Raw genomic sequence first — 15,574 nt, 5'->3', positions numbered from 1 at the left:
GCTCTCATGTGGTCATATGCCCTGCGTCGCGTGCTGCTCACGCTGCCGACGCTCCTGATCGTCGTGACGGTCTGCTATCTGCTGCTGCACGCCACGCCCGGCGGTCCGTTCGACGGCGAGCGCAAGGTCTCCGCCGAAGTGCTCGCGAACCTGCAGGCGAAGTATCACCTCGGCGAGCCGTTGTGGAAGCAGTATCTGCTCTACCTCGACGGCCTGCTGCACGGCGACCTCGGCGCGTCGTTCCGTTACGCCGACTGGAGCGTGAACGAACTCGTGCTGCGCGCGCTGCCGGTGTCGCTCGCCATCGGTGGCGTCTCGATGGCGCTCGCAATCGTCATCGGCGTGCTGCTCGGCGCTGGCGCGGCGCTGCGGCGCAATAGCATCGCCGATTACGCGCTGATGCTCGTCAGCAACGCGGGCAACGCGTTTCCGTCGTTCGTCATCGGGCCGGTGCTGATTCTCGTCTTCGCCATCGGCCTCAAGTGGCTGCCTGCGGGCGGCTGGAACGGGGCGGACGCGCGCTACATTGTTCTTCCGGTCGCGCTTCTCGTGATGATCAACGTCGCGACGGTCGGCCGCGTCACGCGCGCAAGCCTCATCGAAGTGATGAACACGCCGTACATTCGCACCGCCCGCGCGAAGGGCTTGCCGATGCGCGCCATCGTGCTGCGTCATGCGCTCAAGCCGACGCTGATCCCGGTCGTCTCCGTGATCGGGCCGCTCGCGATCTCGTCGATCACCGCGGCGGTCGTCACGGAGTCCGTGTTCTCGCTGCCCGGCATCGGCAAGCTGATCGTGAACGGCGCAGCCAATCGCGATTACACGCTGGTGCTCGGCCTCGTCGTGCTGGTGACGGTCGTGGCCGTGCTGCTCAACCTGCTGGTCGATCTCGCGTACGCGTGGCTCGATCCGAAGATCCGCTATTGAGGGCCGCGCGATGAAATCTGCTTCTCTCGCGCCGGTGCTCGAACAGGCGGTCGCGGGCCGCAGTCCGTGGCAGGACGCGCGCGCGCGATTCCTGCGCAACAAGGCGGCGGTTGTGAGTCTCGCGCTGCTCGCCGTCATCACGCTCGCGTGCATCGTCGGGCCGTGGGTCTTGCCGAACGCGTTCGATTCCGCCGACTGGAATGCGATGAGCGTGCCGCCCACGTTCGCTCACTGGCATCTATTCGGCACGGACGAAACCGGCCGCGACCTGCTCGTGCGCTGTCTCGTGGGCGGGCGCGTGTCGCTGATGATCGGCGCGCTCGCCACGCTGACGTCCGTGACGCTCGGCATCGTCTGGGGCGCGATTGCGGGCTTCGTCGGCGGACGCGTCGACAACGCGATGATGCGGTTCGTCGACATGATGTATGCCATTCCGTACCTGCTCATCGCCATTCTGATGGTGACGCTGCTCGGCCGCGAGTTCTATCTCGTCGTGCTGACCATCACCGTGTTCTCGTGGATGGACATGGCGCGCGTGGTGCGCGGCCAGACGCTCGCCATCCGCTCGAAGGAATACGTGGAGGCGGCGCGCGCCATCGGCGTGCCGACGCGGCGGATCATCGCGCGGCATGTGGTGCGGAATCTGCTCGGCATCGTCGCGATCTATACGACCGTCACCGTGCCGGGCGTGATTCTCACCGAGTCGGTGCTGTCGTTCCTCGGGCTCGGCGTGCAGGAGCCGATGACCAGCTGGGGCGTGCTGATTCAGGACGGCGTAGGCGTCATGGAAGCGTCGCCGTGGATCTTGCTGTTTCCGGCCGGGCTGCTGTCGGTGACGCTCTATTGCATCAATTATGTCGGCGACGGGCTGCGCGACGCGCTCGATCCGAAGGACAGGTGAGCCATGCCGCTAGTCGAAATCAACGATCTGCGCGTCGAGTTCGCGACGCACGACGCCACCGTTCGCGCGGTCAACGGCGTGAGCTTCGCGCTGGAAGAAGGCGAAACGCTCGGCATCGTCGGCGAATCGGGCTCGGGCAAGAGCCAGACGGTGCTTGCCATGCTCGGCCTGCTGGCGTCGAACGGGCGCGCAAGCGGGCGCGCGATGTATCGCGGCGAGAACCTGCTCCGCATGTCCGCGAAGGCGCTGAACCGCATTCGCGGCAACCGCCTCTCGATGATCTTTCAGGACCCGATGAGCTCGCTCAATCCTTACCTGACGATCGAGCGGCAAATGACCGAAGTGCTGGAACTGCACAAGAACATGACGCGCCGCGAGGCGAAAAAGCGGGCCATCGCCATGCTCGAAGCGGTGCGCATTCCCGAGGCGGCGCATCGCATCGGACAGTATCCGCACGAGTTGTCGGGCGGCATGCGGCAGCGCGTGATGATCGCGATGGCCTTGCTCTGCGAGCCCGAAGTGCTGTTCGCGGACGAGCCGACCACCGCGCTCGACGTCACCGTGCAGGCGCAGGTGCTGCAACTGCTGCGGGATTTGCAGCGCGATTTCGGCACGTCCATCGTGTTGATCACGCATGATCTCGGCGTCGTCGCCGGCCTGTGCGAAAAGGTCATGGTGATGTACGGCGGCCGCGTGATGGAGCAGTGCGACGCCGCCACGCTGTTCGCGAAGCCCTCGCATCCGTACACCATCGGCTTGCTGCGCGCGTTGCCGCGCCTCGACCAGCAGGGCGGCGAGCTCACCGGCATTCCCGGCAATCCGCCGAACATGGCGCATCCGCCGGCGGGCTGTTCGTTCCACGAACGTTGCGCCGATGCCGCCGCCGAATGCGCCGAGCGCGCGCCCGCGCTCGCGGCAGTCGACGGCGCTCACTGGCTGCGCGCGTGCCATCGGCCCTTGGATGCACTCAAGACGCGTTATCGGGAGGCGAGCCATGTCTGACGCGGCATCCACCATTCTTTCCGTGCGCGACATGCGCGTGCATTTTCAGGTGAAGGCGAAGAGCCGGCTGCCGTGGGCGCCAGCGCGCACGCTGAAGGCCGTCGACGGCGTGAGCTTCGATCTGCGCGCCGGTGAAACGCTCGGCGTGGTCGGCGAATCGGGCTGCGGGAAATCGACGCTTTCGCGCGCCATTCTGAATCTGATTCCGGCGACGAGCGGCGACATCGTGTGGATGGGCGCGAATCTCACGCGGGCCTCGCAGCGCGAATGGCACGCGGCGCGCGCCGACGTGCAGATGATCTTTCAGGACCCGCTCGCATCGCTCGATCCGCGCATGACGGTCGGGCAGATCATCGCGGAACCGTTGACCGAGCATCGGCCGGGCATCGGCAAGCAGGAGAGCCAGGCACGCGTGCGCGCGATGATGGCGAAAGTCGGCCTGCGCGAGCAGATGATCAACCGCTATCCGCACGAGTTTTCGGGCGGGCAGTGCCAGCGTATCGGCATTGCTCGCGCGCTCATCGTGGAGCCGAAGCTGGTTATCTGCGACGAACCCGTTTCCGCGCTCGACGTTTCCATTCAGGCGCAGATCGTCAATCTGCTGAAGTCGTTGCAGTCGGAGATGGGGCTGTCGCTTATTTTTATCGCGCATGATCTCGCAGTGGTGCGCCATATCTCGGACCGCGTGATGGTCATGTATCTGGGCCGCGTGATGGAGCTTGCCGACAAGCAGGCGCTTTACGAGACGCCGCGGCATCCGTACACGCGGGCGCTGCTTTCGGCGGTGCCGGTGCCTGATCCGGCGGTCGAGCGCGGCAAGATCGTGCAGATCTTGTCGGGCGATATCCCGAGTCCCATCAATCCGCCTTCCGGCTGCGTGTTTCATACGCGCTGCCCGATGGCCGAGGCGCGATGCGCGGTGGAATCGCCCGCATTGCGCGCGCTCGATAACGGCGCGTCGGCCGCGTGCTTCTTCGCCTGATGCGCAAGTTTCCATAGCCCGCGACATGCACGCGTAGCAATCCTAAGCGCGCGTCGATCGTCCCGACTGCTTCGGTCGCCGGGCGCGGCTTGTTGCAGCCGTCGATTTTGAGAGTTGGTTTGTAGTCCGCAGGTTGAGTCAGTCGTTGGAGATAATTTTCGTGAAAAAAGAAAAACTTTCAGTCGCACTTTCGATTTTGCTTTTCAGTAGCGCGATGGCCGCAACCGTCTCCGCATACGGCCAGGAAGCCGATACCGAGCCGCTTTCACGCCATACCGAAACCGTCCCGAGTTCGCCGCCCAATACCGAAGCCGATGCGCCCGTGAGCAGTCAGGCGAAGTCGAAGGGCTTTATCGAGGACTCGCATTTCAACGTGCTCGGCCGCTCTTTCTCGGAACATTTCGAACCGAAGGGCGCCGAGAAGAAAGACGCGTGGGTGCTCGGCGCGCAGGCCGTGTTCGAATCAGGCTTCACGCGCGGGCTGATCGGGCTTGGCGGCGACGTGTCGATGTTCGGCGCGTTCAAGCTGAACGGCGGCAACGGGGCGGGCACCCGCGTCCACGTGGGCACGGACGGCGGCGGCGCTAACCAGCTCGCGTGGGCGTATCCGGGCGTGTGGGACGTGAAGGCGCGCGTGTCGAACACCGTGCTCAAATACGGCCAGCAACTCTTCGACAACCCGTTCCTCGTGCCGCACGACAATCGCGCGTTGCCGCCGACGTATCGCGGCTTCTCGCTCGCGAGCGACGAGTTCAAGAACCTCACGCTGAAGGCCGGCACGGTGGATGGCGTGATTTCACGCGGCATGACGACCGTAACGGGGCTCTCGACGGAATATGGCGGCAAGCACATCTCGCAGTTCACGTACTTCGGCGGCGACTGGACGCGCGGCGACGATACGGCGGTCACGCTGTACGGCAGCATCGCGAATAACGTGTGGCAGCAGTACTATCTTTCGGCGACGCAAAGCATCGGCGACGCGAAGTCGGTGCGCTGGACCGGCGCGCTGAACTATTACTACACAGGCGCCATCGGCGACAAGCGTCAGGGGCCGATCAATAACAATGCCTATAGCCTCGCGCTCGCCGGCACGCATGGCGCGCATACGCTGCAATTCGCCTTCCAGCAGATTCTCGGCGACCAGATGTTCGACTACATGCACGAGTCGGGCGGCGATTATCTGTCGAACTCGCTGGATGTCGACTACAACCAGCCGCACGAAAAGTCCGTGAGCCTTTCGTATTCGCTCAATCTTAAGGACTACGGTATGCCCGGCTTCAAGGTGACGACGTGGGTCGCTTATGGTTGGGGTGCCGACGGCAGTGCCATGGCCAATAGCGGCACGGTCAACGCGAGCAGTTATGTCGTGAACGGACAGCCCGTGCACGGCACGCATCACGAATTCGGCATTATTCCGAGTTACACCGTGCCGGACGGCAAGTTCAAGAACACGTCGGTCAAGTTCTATTACATGCATCACCAGGGCAACAAGTATTACTCCGACGGAACGAGCGACATTTATCGGCTCATGGTGAATGTGCCGTTCAACGTCTTCTAACTGATCCATCCGTCACGAGCGTTTACCCTACAAAGACCGCTCTTTACATTACGATACGCTTTCATCTATAAAGAGAGTGCGTGCAGCGGATTGCCATGTCTCGCCCACGCCCATCGCCCGGCAGCCTCGTGACTGCCGGGCTTTTTTTTCGCCATCGCCCGATGGATCGTCGCTTTCATCTGCTTACAGCCCGCGTTGTCCTAAGTGGAAACCCCGCCGTTTCTTTCGCTTGACTTACTAGATATATCAAATACTGTGTATATGCGATGGCGCGTTTGCGCGGTCGCAGGAGGCGTCGCTCGACGTCCGATGACACAAGGCAGCAATGCCAAGGAGACAGGCATGGGAACTGACCGGATAAACCGCCAGGTGGGTGCGTCGCGTCTCGCGTCGCCGTGGGTGCAGTTGGTTTTTGGCGTCATCTGCATGGCGATGATTGCCAACATGCAGTACGGATGGACGCTCTTCGTCAATCCGATCGACGAGAAATATCACTGGGGCCGCGCGGCGATTCAGGTGGCCTTCACGATCTTCGTCGTCACCGAAACGTGGCTTGTGCCGATCGAAGGCTATCTCGTCGACAAGTACGGCCCGCGCCCCGTGGTCGTCGGCGGTGGCGTCCTCTGCGCGATTGCCTGGGCGATGAACTCGATGGCGTCCTCGTTGCCGCTCCTGTATCTCGCCGCTGCGATCGGCGGAGTGGGCGCAGGCGCCGTGTACGGCACGTGCGTCGGCAACGCGCTCAAATGGTTCCCGACGCGGCGCGGCCTCGCGGCGGGCATCACGGCGGCGGGCTTCGGCATGGGATCGGCGGCGACGGTCGTGCCCATCGCGCACATGATCAAATCCAGCGGCTATGAAGCGACGTTCCTCTGGTTCGGGCTCGGGCAGGGACTCGTCGTCTTCTTGCTCGGCATGGCGCTGTATGCGCCGCCCGCTCAGTTGCTGGCGGCGGTCAAGAGCACGGTCACGCGCGCCGTCTATAACGCGAGCCCGAAGCAGGTGCTGGCGTCGCCCATCTTCTGGGTGATGTACGCGATGTTCGTGATGATGGCGGCCGGCGGACTGATGGCGACCGCCCAGCTCGGACCGATCGCGAAAGACTTCGGATTGCAGGATTCGCCTGTGTCGATTCTCGGGCTGACGCTGCCGGCCTTGACTTTCGCGCTGACGATCGACCGTGTGCTCAACGGTCTGACGCGGCCGTTCTTCGGCTGGGTATCGGACAGGATAGGGCGTGAGAACACGATGTTTCTCGCCTTCGCGATAGAAGCGGTGGGGATCGTCGCGCTGTCCAACTTCGGCCACAACCCGACGGCGTTCGTGGTGCTGACCGGCATCGTGTTCTTTGCGTGGGGCGAGATCTACAGTCTCTTCCCCGCGACTTGCGGCGATACGTTCGGCCCGAAGTTCGCGGCGACCAACGCGGGCCTCTTGTACACGGCAAAGGGCACGGCGGCCCTCCTGGTGCCGTTTTCGAGCGTTCTCACGAAGTCGACGGGAAGCTGGCACGCCGTCTTCATGCTCGCGGCCGGAATGGCGGCACTCGCGGCGCTCCTCGCGCTCTTCGTGCTCAAGCCGATGCGCAGCGCGCACACACAAAAGCATGCGCGCGAGCTCGGGCGGGAGATGGGGTATGCGCCGCTGAAAGAGTAGGCGATCTCGGCAGAGGGGCCGCGCCTGATCCCTTGGCGCTCAGGACGAAAACACGGACCCGCCGTTGCCCGGCGCGGGTCCGTCTTCTCAACGCAACGCAACGCAAAGCGTCGTTCAGTCGAGCGCAGCAGCCGGGCCGAAGAACTCATAGCGGCTCTGCGCCTCGGGCACGCCGAGCGCCTTCAGATGCTTCTTCACCGCCTTCATGAACGACTTCGGGCCGAGGAAGTACGCATCGACATCGCGGTTCGCAGGCAGCCACTGGTCGAGCAGCGTTTCGTTCACGAAGCCGACGCCGTGCGGCTCGCTGTCGCCGTCGCGCCGATTCTCATAGCAATAGAAGCGTTTGAGTTGCGGGTAACGCGCGGCGAGTTCGTCAATCGTCTCGCGGAACGCATGCGCGCCGCCGTGCCGCGCCGCGTGGATGAAATGAATCGGGCGCTTCGTCGTGGCGAGCGCCGCGTGAAGCATCGCAAGCGTCGGCGTAATGCCCACGCCGCCGCTGATCAGAACGAGCGGCTTGTCGCTGTGTTCGAGCTTGAAGTCGCCCGCGGGCGGATACAGATCGAGCGTGTCGCGTTCGTGAATCCGGTCGTGCAGAAAGCTCGACACCTTGCCGTCCTTCTCGCGCTTGACGCTGATGCGATATTCGCGGCCGTTCGGCGCCGCCGACAGCGAATAGTTGCGACGCAGTTCCTCGCCGTCGATGAAAACGCGCAGTCCGATGTACTGCCCCGGATGAAAATCGAGGAGACTGCCACCGTCCTGCGGCACGAGATAAAACGACGTGATCTCATCGCTCTCCGCGACCTTGCGCGCGACGACGAAGCGCCGCGTGCCGCGCCATCCGCCGGGCGCGTGCTCGCGCTCGCTGTAAATCCCTTCCTCCAGGCCGATGAGCAGATCGGCCAGCTGGCCATAAGCAGCGGCCCACGCCTCGATGACGGCGTCGGTCGCGATGTCCGCGCCGAGCACTTCGCGGATCGACCGGAGCAGGCAGCTTCCGACGATCGGATAATGCTCCGGCTGGATATTCAGCGCGACGTGCTTGTTGATGATCTGCCCGACGAGGCCGCCGAGCTTGTCGAGTTCGTCGATATGCCGCGCGTACATCAACACGCCGTTGGCGAGCGCACGTTGCTGCGCGCCGCTTGCCTGATGCGCCTGATTGAACATCGGGCGCACTTCGGGGTGTTCGTTCAGCATCGTGGCGTAGAAATGGCGCGTGAGCGCCTCGCCGCCGCTTTCCAGAAGCGGCACGGTAGCTTTGATGATGGCTCGGTGTTCTGCTGACAGCATGGTTGGTCCTCGTGACAAGGGGCGGAGCCGGCAAGCTCCGCAGGCGGTTTATGCTGTCTTTCTATACAGCTTCTATGCCAGTGTAGAATTGTCATACTTTCAATGGCTTACGCAGCGTTATGGTCGATTCGACTCTGGTCCAAAAGACTGCCGATGTAGTCGCAATGACTTCGCGCGTCCTCCTCGATGCCCTCGTGCCGCTTATCGAAGACTTGTCGCAGGACATTCCGGAGGCCGAGCGCTACCGCAGGCTGTTGAGCACGCTCCGCGCGCTTTTTCCGAGCGATGCCGCCGCGCTGTTGCGGCTCGACGGCGAAACGCTGGTGCCGCTCGCCATCGACGGTCTGTCGAGCGACACGCTCGGCCGGCGCTTTCTCGTGCGCGACCATCCGCGGTTCGCGCGCATTCTTGCGCGCTCCGAGCCGACGCGTTTTCCCGCACATTCCAGTCTCCCCGACCCCTACGACGGCCTCGTCAAGCACGCAGGCGCACACCTCGAAGTGCACGATTGCCTCGGCAGCCCGCTCTTTATCGGCGGACGTCCGTGGGGCGTGCTGACGCTCGATGCGCTCGATCCCGCGCGCTTCGACGGCATCGACATGGCTTCGCTACAGGCGTTTCTGAGTCTTACGGCGGCGACCGTGAGCGTCGCCGAACGCATCGACCGGCTGGCGCGCACGAGCGAGGCGGAACGACAGCGCGCCGAGGTGTACCGGCAGGCGAGCGGCCCGCGCCGCCGCGAGATGATCGGCAGGAGCGCGCCGCAGAGGCATTTGCTGGAAGAGATCGGCATCGTGGCGTCGAGCGACCTGACCGTGCTGATTACCGGCGAAACGGGCGTCGGCAAGGAACTGGTCGCCTCGGAGATTCACGCGCGTTCGCCGCGCGCCGACAAGCCGCTCGTGAGCCTCAACTGCGCGGCGCTGCCGGATACGCTCGTCGAAAGCGAACTTTTCGGACATGTGCGCGGGGCGTTCTCCGGCGCGTCGTCGGACCGGCGCGGCAAGTTCGAACTGGCGGACGGCGGCACGCTGTTCCTCGATGAAGTCGGCGAACTGCCGCTTGCCGTGCAAGCCAAGCTGCTGCGGGTGTTGCAGAACGGCCAGTTGCAACGCATCGGCTCCGATAGCGAGCATCGCGTGGATGTGCGGCTGATCGCGGCAACGAATCGCGATCTGGCCGAAGAAGTGCGCGGCGGGCGTTTTCGCGCGGACCTGTATCACCGGCTGTCGGTGTATCCGCTCGTCGTGCCGCCGTTGCGGGAGCGTGGCCGCGACATCTTGCTGCTCGCCGGCTACTTTCTGGAGGAGAACCGGTCGCGGCTCGGCCTGTCGGGCCTGCGGCTTTCCGCCGATGCGCAGGCCGCGCTGCTTGCGTATCGTTGGCCGGGCAACGTGCGTGAACTGGAGCACCTGATCGGGCGAAGCGCATTGAAGGCGCTCGCGGGGCATCGCGAACGGCCGCGCATTCTGACGCTGACCGCAGCCGACTTCGGCATCGGCGATACGGCGAGCGTCGCGCCGCCTGCGCCGATCGCATCGGATGCGCCCGCCGCTGTCGGCTTGCGCGAAGCCGTCACGGCATACGAACGCACGCTGGTTCTGGATGCGCTCGCGCGCAACCAGCAGAACTGGGCATCGACCGCGCGCGAGTTGGGCATCGACCGGGCGAACCTGAACCGGCTCGCGCGACGCCTCGGGCTCAAATGAACGACCCGAATCTCGAAAAGCGCGACCATCCCCGCAAAGCCAATCCCTAAGCGCCGCAGAGACCGTCAACCGCTTGGTTGAGCATCTCGAAATAATGCGCCTCTTTGATCAAACGCAAAGTTTTGTGCTGTCTTGTCACGCGCATCGATCGCATGTATTGAGACAATCTCAGGGCTGGAGAAAACGAAGCGCGTCTCCTAACATCTGAAAGGCCAAGCACAGCCCGTCACCGGCAAGACCTTCAGCTTTGAAGAAAAGCGCCGCCGTCCATTGCATGCGACCCATTGCATGCGACCGGCCGCGCGTCCAAACGAAAACGGCAACCTGAAACGGGGGATACGTGGGAAACGTGGCTCAGCGCAGCGCCTTGTTCCTGATTTCGGCGCTCTTCACGTTTTGCGGCATCGAGGCGTGCGCCGCGGACGCGCCTCTCGAACGCGCGCCCGACACCATGCAGGCGCGCGTCATGGGTTGCGCCGCGTGCCACGGCGCGCACGGCGAGGGCACGGACAACGATTACTTTCCGCGCCTCTCGGGCAAGCCCGCCGGTTATCTGTACAACCAACTGCTCGCGTTTCGCGACGGCCGGCGCAAGTATCCGCCGATGAACTACCTGCTTGCGTACTTGCCCGATGCGTATCTCAAAGAGATCGCCGATTATTTCGCCGCCGAGCGCCCGCCGTTCCCGCCGCCGTCCGCCGTCACCGTCGATGCAAAGACGCTCGATCTCGGCAAGACGCTCGTCATGAAGGGCGATGCCTCGGGCAAGGTGCCGGCGTGCGTCAGTTGCCACGGCGCGTCGATGACCGGCATGGAGCCGGCGATCCCCGGCTTGCTCGGCCTGCACGCGGACTACATCAGCGCGCAACTCGGCGCGTGGCGCTACGGCACGCGCTCGACCATCGCGCCGGACTGCATGCGGCAGGTCGCCCAGCTTCTGAGCGAGCGGGACATCACCGCAATCTCCGCCTATCTGGCTTCGCTGCCCGCGCCGGCCAATCCGACGCCCGTCGCCGCCGGCTCGCTGAAGATGCCGCTCGCGTGCGGCAGCGTCCAACACTAGAGAGGGCCGACGTGCTTCGTTTCAACCAACTTGGGGCGCTTGCCGTAGCGGTCTTCTTCGCGGCGTGCGCCGTGCCGGCCGGCAACGCGCTCGCGCAGGCGAAGAGCGCCGATGCCGACACCGTCAAGCGCGGCGAGTATCTGGCTCGCGCGGGCGATTGCATCGCGTGTCATACGCTGCCGGCGGGCAAGACCTTCGGCGGCGGCCGTCCGATGGAGACGCCGTTCGGCACGCTCTACACGCCGAATATCTCATCGGACAAGGAGACGGGCCTGGGTTCATGGACCGCCGACGAGTTCTACAACATGATGCACACGGGCCGCTCGCGCGACGGCTCCTTGCTCTATCCGGCCATGCCGTTCGCGTCGTACACAAAGGTCACGCGCGCCGATTCGGATGCCATCTACGCGTTCCTGATGTCCACGCCGCCCGTGCATCAGCCGAACCGTCAGCACGAGTTGCGTTTCCCGTTCAACCGGCGCGAGCTGCTGATCGGCTGGCGGTCGCTGTTCTTCAAGCAGGGCGAGTATCAGCCCGATCCGAAGCAGTCCGTCGAATGGAATCGCGGCGCGTATCTGGTCGAAGGTCTCGGGCATTGCTCGATGTGCCATACCGCGATCAACGCGCTCGGCGGCAACGTCAGCTCGAAGGCGTTCGAGGGCGGCCTCATTCCGATTCAAAACTGGTATGCGCCTTCGCTCACGTCGAACAAGGAAGCGGGACTCGGCAACTGGAGCATCGACGACATCGTCGGCTTGCTGCATGCAGGCGTCTCCGACCGCGGCGCCGTGTATGGCCCGATGGCCGAAGTCGTCTACGACAGCTTGCAGTATCTGAGCGAAGAAGACGTGCGCGCGATGGCCGTCTATCTGAAGGCGCTGCCCGCGCGCGCCGGCGACAAGTCGGAGCCGCCGACGCAGGCTGTGGTCGAGCAGCGCACGAGTCTCTCGCCGCTCGGCAAGAAGATCTACGACGCCCAATGCGCCGTGTGTCACGCCGCGCAGGGGCAGGGCAAGCCACCGCACTTTCCGCCGCTCGCGAACAACCAGTCGATCGTGATGAGTTCCGCGGTCAACCCGATTCGCATGGTGCTCAATGGCGGCTATCCGCCGGGCACGTTCAAGAATCCGAAGCCCTATGGCATGCCGCCGTTCGCGCAATCGCTGTCGGACGTGGAAGTGGCGGCCGTGGTCACGTATATCCGCACGACGTGGGGCAATAACGGCGCGCCGGTCTCCGTGAAGGAAGTCAACGAACTGCGCTCTGCGCCTCTTTACTAGTCTCGACACGACCATGAACGACGATCCGAACGAAGACGCAAGACTCGACGAAATCGTGCGCAGCGGGCCGGGCGGGGCGCTCGCGCTCGCGGGCATCGCGACGGCCATTGTGATCGGCAGCTGGTTTGTCTTTTACTTTGCCGTGTTTCTGCCTCGCGGCGTGATCCAGTGACTCATTGAGCAGCGTTATATGGCCATCAATCCAGGTTCACATGAAGTCGCGGAGCGCGTCGAGAAACGCTGGGCGATGCTCGTGCTCGCCATCGTCGCCGTGCTGGTCGCGATGGTGGTCTACACCGGCCTGCACTGGGCGATGATGCCGCCCTCGCGCGTCGAGACCGTGCGGCCGGAAACGCTGCACGTGTCCGGCGAATTCGTCGAAAGCAATCTCGGCACGGCGCCCGAGGCCGACGGCTCGGTGACGGTGCGCGTCGTCGCGCAGCAGTACTCGTTCACGCCGCAATGCCTGCTCGTGCCGGCAGGCGTGCCGGTCACGTTCCGCGCCACGAGTTCGGATGTCGTGCACGGCTTTCTCATCACGAAGACCAATATCAATTCGATGCTGGAGCCGGGCTATGTCTCGACCTTCAAGACCACGTTCGACGAACCCGGCGACCATCTGATGCCCTGCCATGAGTTCTGCGGCGTCGGGCACCACGGCATGTGGGCGCATGTGAAGGTCATCGATCGCGCCGAATTCATGCAGATGGCCGACAAGCTGCCGGCCAATTCGCGGAGACTGTCCTGTGTTAAATAGCAAGCGCCTTATCCTCGCGCACTTCTGGCTTGCGTTCGCGGCCTTCGGCGTCGCGCTGTTGCTCGGCGCATGGCAGATGTTCGCGCGCAGTCCGCTGTTCATCGGGCTGCAAAATCCCGAGATCTACTATCGCTCCGTGACGGCGCACGGCTCCGCGATGGGCTACGTGTTCCCGACGCTCATCGCGATGGGCTTCGGCTACGCGGTGAGCGAGCTCGCGCTCAAGCGCGCTCTCGTGGGCGTGCGCTGGGCGTGGCTCGGCTTCTGGCTGGTCGCGGTCGGCTCCGTGATGGCGATGATCCCTGTCGCGATGGGCCTCGCCTCCGTGCTCTACACCTTCTATCCGCCGATGATCGGCAACGCGTTCTACTATCTCGGCGTGGTGCTGGTGGTCGTCGGATCGTGGATCTGGGTCGCGCTGATGTCGGTGAATCTGCATGCATGGAAGCGCGACAACCCCGGCAAGACCGTGCCGCTGCCGATGTTCGCGACCGTCGCGGGCGCGTATCTGTGGGGCTGGACGGCAGTGGGCGCGGCCATCGAAGTGCTGTTCATGATCCTGCCGGTGGCGATCGGCTGGAAGAGCACCATCGACGCCGGTCTCGCCCGCGTCTTCTTCTCGTGGACGCTGCACGCCATCGTCTATTTCTGGCTGATGCCCGCGTACATCGCGTATTACACGATCATTCCGCGCGCCATCGGCGGGCGTCTGTATAGCGACGCGATGGCGCGCATCTCGTTCATCCTGTTCCTCGTGGTGTCGATGCCGATCGGCATTCACCATCTGTTCGCCGATCCGCAAGTGGGCTCGGGCTTCAAGTTCATGCATTCGGTGTTCACCGCGCTCGTTGCCGTGCCGACGCTTCTGACCGTGTTCACCATCTGCGCGTCGGTGGAGATCGCGGCGCGGCTGCGCGGCGGCCGCGGCGCGCTCGGCTGGATTCGCGCGCTGCCGTGGGACAACCCGATGATGCTCGCCGTCGCGTTTTCATTCGTGATGCTCGGCTTCGGCGGAGCGGGCGGTCTCATCAACATGAGTTACCAGCTCGATTCGACCGTGCACAACACGCAATGGGTCACGGGCCACTTCCATCTGATTTTCGCGGGCGCGATCGTCATCATGTACTTCGCGATCGCTTATGACCTGTGGCCGCATCTCACCGGCCGCGCGCTGCGTGACGTGAAGCTCATGCGCTGGCAGTTGTGGCTGTGGTTCATCGGCATGATCGTGCTGACGTTCCCGTGGCACTACACCGGTATTCTCGGCATGCCGCGGCGCATGGCCTTCTACGATTACAGCGATCCGCAAATCGCGGCGCAGGCGGCCTCCGTCGTGATCTCGACCATCGGCGGGTTCATTCTGGTCGTGTCCGCCATTCTGTTCTTCGTCGTGCTGATACGGGCGCACGGCGCGCCGCGTGTGAGCGTCGAAGAATTCCGCTTCAGCCGCGCGGTGCACGAGCCGCGCACCGTTCCGGTCGCGCTGAACAGCTTCGGGCTGTGGCTCGCGCTGATGATCGGCCTCACGCTCGTGAACTACGGCTATCCGATCGCGCAGCTCGTGGCGCGCTCCGATACCTCCGTGCCGGCGGTTCCCATCGGAGCGCAGCGATGAGCGAGGAACGCCTCTTCACCTTCCGCAACCGCTGGTTCGCGACGAGCGTGATCGGTACGGTCGGCATCGCGGCGGTATCGGCGCTGATCGGCTTCGTGTGGCTGCCGTCCGCCCAGCGCGATGCCTCGTTCACCGGCGTGTGGAACGCCATCTGCAGCGCGGCGGGCGTGCCGCGCGCATGGTACAGCGGTGACACGACCGTCCAGCCGACAATCAAGCTGTCCGCCGTCGAAGTCACGCCGCAAATGCTCGCGCACGCGAGCGCGAACTCCATCGGGCGCGGCGCGACGCTCGCCCTGCGCTGCACGATGTGTCATGGCGAACGCGGCATGAGCGAAGCGAATTCGCCCAACCTCGCGGGGCAGTATGCGTCGGTCATCTACAAGCAGTTGATGGATTTTCAGACGGGCGCGCGCACCAATGCCGTGATGTCGCCGATGGCCGTGAACCTGAGCGACCAGGACATGCGCGATCTCGCCGCCTACTATGCGAGCCTGCCAAGGCCGCCCGCGCAGCGCAAGGTCAGCGATTCGCTCGCGCCGGGCATCGTCTCCCACGGCGCGCCGATGCGCAATGTCGCGCCGTGCGCGGCGTGTCACGGCGGTATCGACAACAAGGCGGGCAGTCCGTGGATCGACGGCTTACCGGCGGCGTACACGAAGGCGCAACTGATCGCGTTCGCCAACGGCACGCGCACCAACGACATCAACGAAGTCATGCGCAACGTCGCGCGCAACATGACGCCGGAAGAGATCGACGCCGCGTCCGCCTACTACGCGCGCGAGTTGAACAAGCAGTAGGCCGCAGCGCGGAATCGCCGCCCTG

General features: G+C 64.3%; 14 protein-coding genes. 13 read left to right on the top strand and 1 reads right to left on the bottom strand.

Annotated features, from left to right (window positions below):
- Positions 1–6: 6 nt before the first annotated feature.
- The 6 genes from NCR35_RS16775 (at position 7) to oxlT (ending at position 7,026) form a co-directional block, all read left to right on the top strand.
- Complete coding sequence (locus NCR35_RS16775) at positions 7–927, top strand: ABC transporter permease subunit (protein ID WP_250535242.1); 921 nt, start codon at positions 7–9, stop codon at positions 925–927.
- Positions 928–937: 10 nt separating this feature from the next.
- Entirely contained in the window at positions 938–1,828 is an 891-nt protein-coding gene (locus NCR35_RS16770) for an ABC transporter permease (protein WP_250535241.1), read from the top strand.
- Positions 1,829–1,831: 3 nt separating this feature from the next.
- Positions 1,832–2,830: an ABC transporter ATP-binding protein gene (locus NCR35_RS16765; RefSeq protein ID WP_250535240.1), complete on the top strand. Its 999-nt coding sequence runs from the start codon at positions 1,832–1,834 to the stop codon at positions 2,828–2,830.
- A complete protein-coding gene (oppF, locus tag NCR35_RS16760; RefSeq protein WP_250535239.1) occupies positions 2,823–3,812 on the top strand; it encodes a murein tripeptide/oligopeptide ABC transporter ATP binding protein OppF in 990 nt (329 codons plus the stop codon). Before NCR35_RS16765 ends, oppF begins: the two co-directional genes overlap by 8 nt.
- A 160-nt stretch (positions 3,813–3,972) precedes the next feature.
- On the top strand, positions 3,973–5,370 hold the full coding sequence (locus tag NCR35_RS16755; protein WP_250535238.1) for an OprD family outer membrane porin: 1,398 nt from the start codon (positions 3,973–3,975) through the stop codon (positions 5,368–5,370).
- 342 nt (positions 5,371–5,712) lie between these two features.
- On the top strand, positions 5,713–7,026 hold the full coding sequence (gene oxlT / locus NCR35_RS16750; RefSeq protein ID WP_250535237.1) for an oxalate/formate MFS antiporter: 1,314 nt from the start codon (positions 5,713–5,715) through the stop codon (positions 7,024–7,026).
- Positions 7,027–7,140: 114 nt separating this feature from the next.
- On the opposite strand, the gene hmpA is transcribed toward oxlT, so the two are convergent.
- Positions 7,141–8,325: an NO-inducible flavohemoprotein gene (gene hmpA / locus NCR35_RS16745; RefSeq protein WP_250535236.1), complete on the bottom strand. Its 1,185-nt coding sequence runs from the start codon at positions 8,323–8,325 to the stop codon at positions 7,141–7,143.
- 119 nt (positions 8,326–8,444) lie between these two features.
- Here hmpA and norR point away from each other — a divergent pair, with 119 nt between their 5' ends.
- The 7 genes from norR (at position 8,445) to NCR35_RS16710 (ending at position 15,549) form a co-directional block, all read left to right on the top strand.
- Positions 8,445–10,034 (top strand): nitric oxide reductase transcriptional regulator NorR, encoded by a 1,590-nt coding sequence (gene norR, locus NCR35_RS16740; protein WP_250535235.1) that lies wholly within the window; start codon positions 8,445–8,447, stop codon positions 10,032–10,034.
- A 373-nt stretch (positions 10,035–10,407) separates the two neighbouring features.
- Positions 10,408–11,097 (top strand): c-type cytochrome, encoded by a 690-nt coding sequence (locus NCR35_RS16735; RefSeq protein ID WP_502801695.1) that lies wholly within the window; start codon positions 10,408–10,410, stop codon positions 11,095–11,097.
- An 11-nt stretch (positions 11,098–11,108) separates the two neighbouring features.
- Complete coding sequence (locus NCR35_RS16730; protein ID WP_502801687.1) at positions 11,109–12,377, top strand: c-type cytochrome; 1,269 nt, start codon at positions 11,109–11,111, stop codon at positions 12,375–12,377.
- Positions 12,378–12,390: 13 nt separating this feature from the next.
- Positions 12,391–12,549, top strand: a complete 159-nt coding sequence (locus NCR35_RS16725; RefSeq protein ID WP_244850170.1) for a hypothetical protein — start codon at positions 12,391–12,393, stop codon at positions 12,547–12,549.
- A gap of 18 nt (positions 12,550–12,567) precedes the next feature.
- On the top strand, positions 12,568–13,134 hold the full coding sequence (locus NCR35_RS16720) for a cupredoxin domain-containing protein (protein WP_244850173.1): 567 nt from the start codon (positions 12,568–12,570) through the stop codon (positions 13,132–13,134).
- On the top strand, positions 13,124–14,749 hold the full coding sequence (locus tag NCR35_RS16715) for a b(o/a)3-type cytochrome-c oxidase subunit 1 (protein ID WP_250535234.1): 1,626 nt from the start codon (positions 13,124–13,126) through the stop codon (positions 14,747–14,749). The genes NCR35_RS16720 and NCR35_RS16715 overlap by 11 nt, the downstream gene beginning before the upstream one ends.
- Positions 14,746–15,549, top strand: a complete 804-nt coding sequence (locus NCR35_RS16710; protein ID WP_250535233.1) for a c-type cytochrome — start codon at positions 14,746–14,748, stop codon at positions 15,547–15,549. Before NCR35_RS16715 ends, NCR35_RS16710 begins: the two co-directional genes overlap by 4 nt.
- The last annotated feature ends 25 nt before the right edge of the window (positions 15,550–15,574 follow it).

Origin of the sequence: Caballeronia sp. AZ10_KS36, assembly GCF_023631105.1 — a bacterium.
In the GTDB taxonomy this organism is placed as follows: domain Bacteria; phylum Pseudomonadota; class Gammaproteobacteria; order Burkholderiales; family Burkholderiaceae; genus Caballeronia.
This window is presented reverse-complemented; position numbering and strand designations above follow the sequence as displayed.

Excerpts from the sequence above, each read along its gene's own strand:
- NCR35_RS16775 (WP_250535242.1), top strand. The coding sequence starts at position 7 with ATGTGGTCATATGCCCTGCGTCGCGTGCTGCTCACGCTGCCGACGCTC.
- NCR35_RS16770 (WP_250535241.1), top strand. The coding sequence starts at position 938 with ATGAAATCTGCTTCTCTCGCGCCGGTGCTCGAACAGGCGGTCGCGGGC.
- NCR35_RS16765 (WP_250535240.1), top strand. The coding sequence starts at position 1,832 with ATGCCGCTAGTCGAAATCAACGATCTGCGCGTCGAGTTCGCGACGCAC.
- oppF (WP_250535239.1), top strand. The coding sequence starts at position 2,823 with ATGTCTGACGCGGCATCCACCATTCTTTCCGTGCGCGACATGCGCGTG.
- oxlT (WP_250535237.1), top strand. The coding sequence starts at position 5,713 with ATGGGAACTGACCGGATAAACCGCCAGGTGGGTGCGTCGCGTCTCGCG.
- hmpA (WP_250535236.1), bottom strand. The coding sequence starts at position 8,325 with ATGCTGTCAGCAGAACACCGAGCCATCATCAAAGCTACCGTGCCGCTT.
- norR (WP_250535235.1), top strand. The coding sequence starts at position 8,445 with ATGGTCGATTCGACTCTGGTCCAAAAGACTGCCGATGTAGTCGCAATG.
- NCR35_RS16725 (WP_244850170.1), top strand. The coding sequence starts at position 12,391 with ATGAACGACGATCCGAACGAAGACGCAAGACTCGACGAAATCGTGCGC.
- NCR35_RS16720 (WP_244850173.1), top strand. The coding sequence starts at position 12,568 with ATGGCCATCAATCCAGGTTCACATGAAGTCGCGGAGCGCGTCGAGAAA.
- NCR35_RS16710 (WP_250535233.1), top strand. The coding sequence starts at position 14,746 with ATGAGCGAGGAACGCCTCTTCACCTTCCGCAACCGCTGGTTCGCGACG.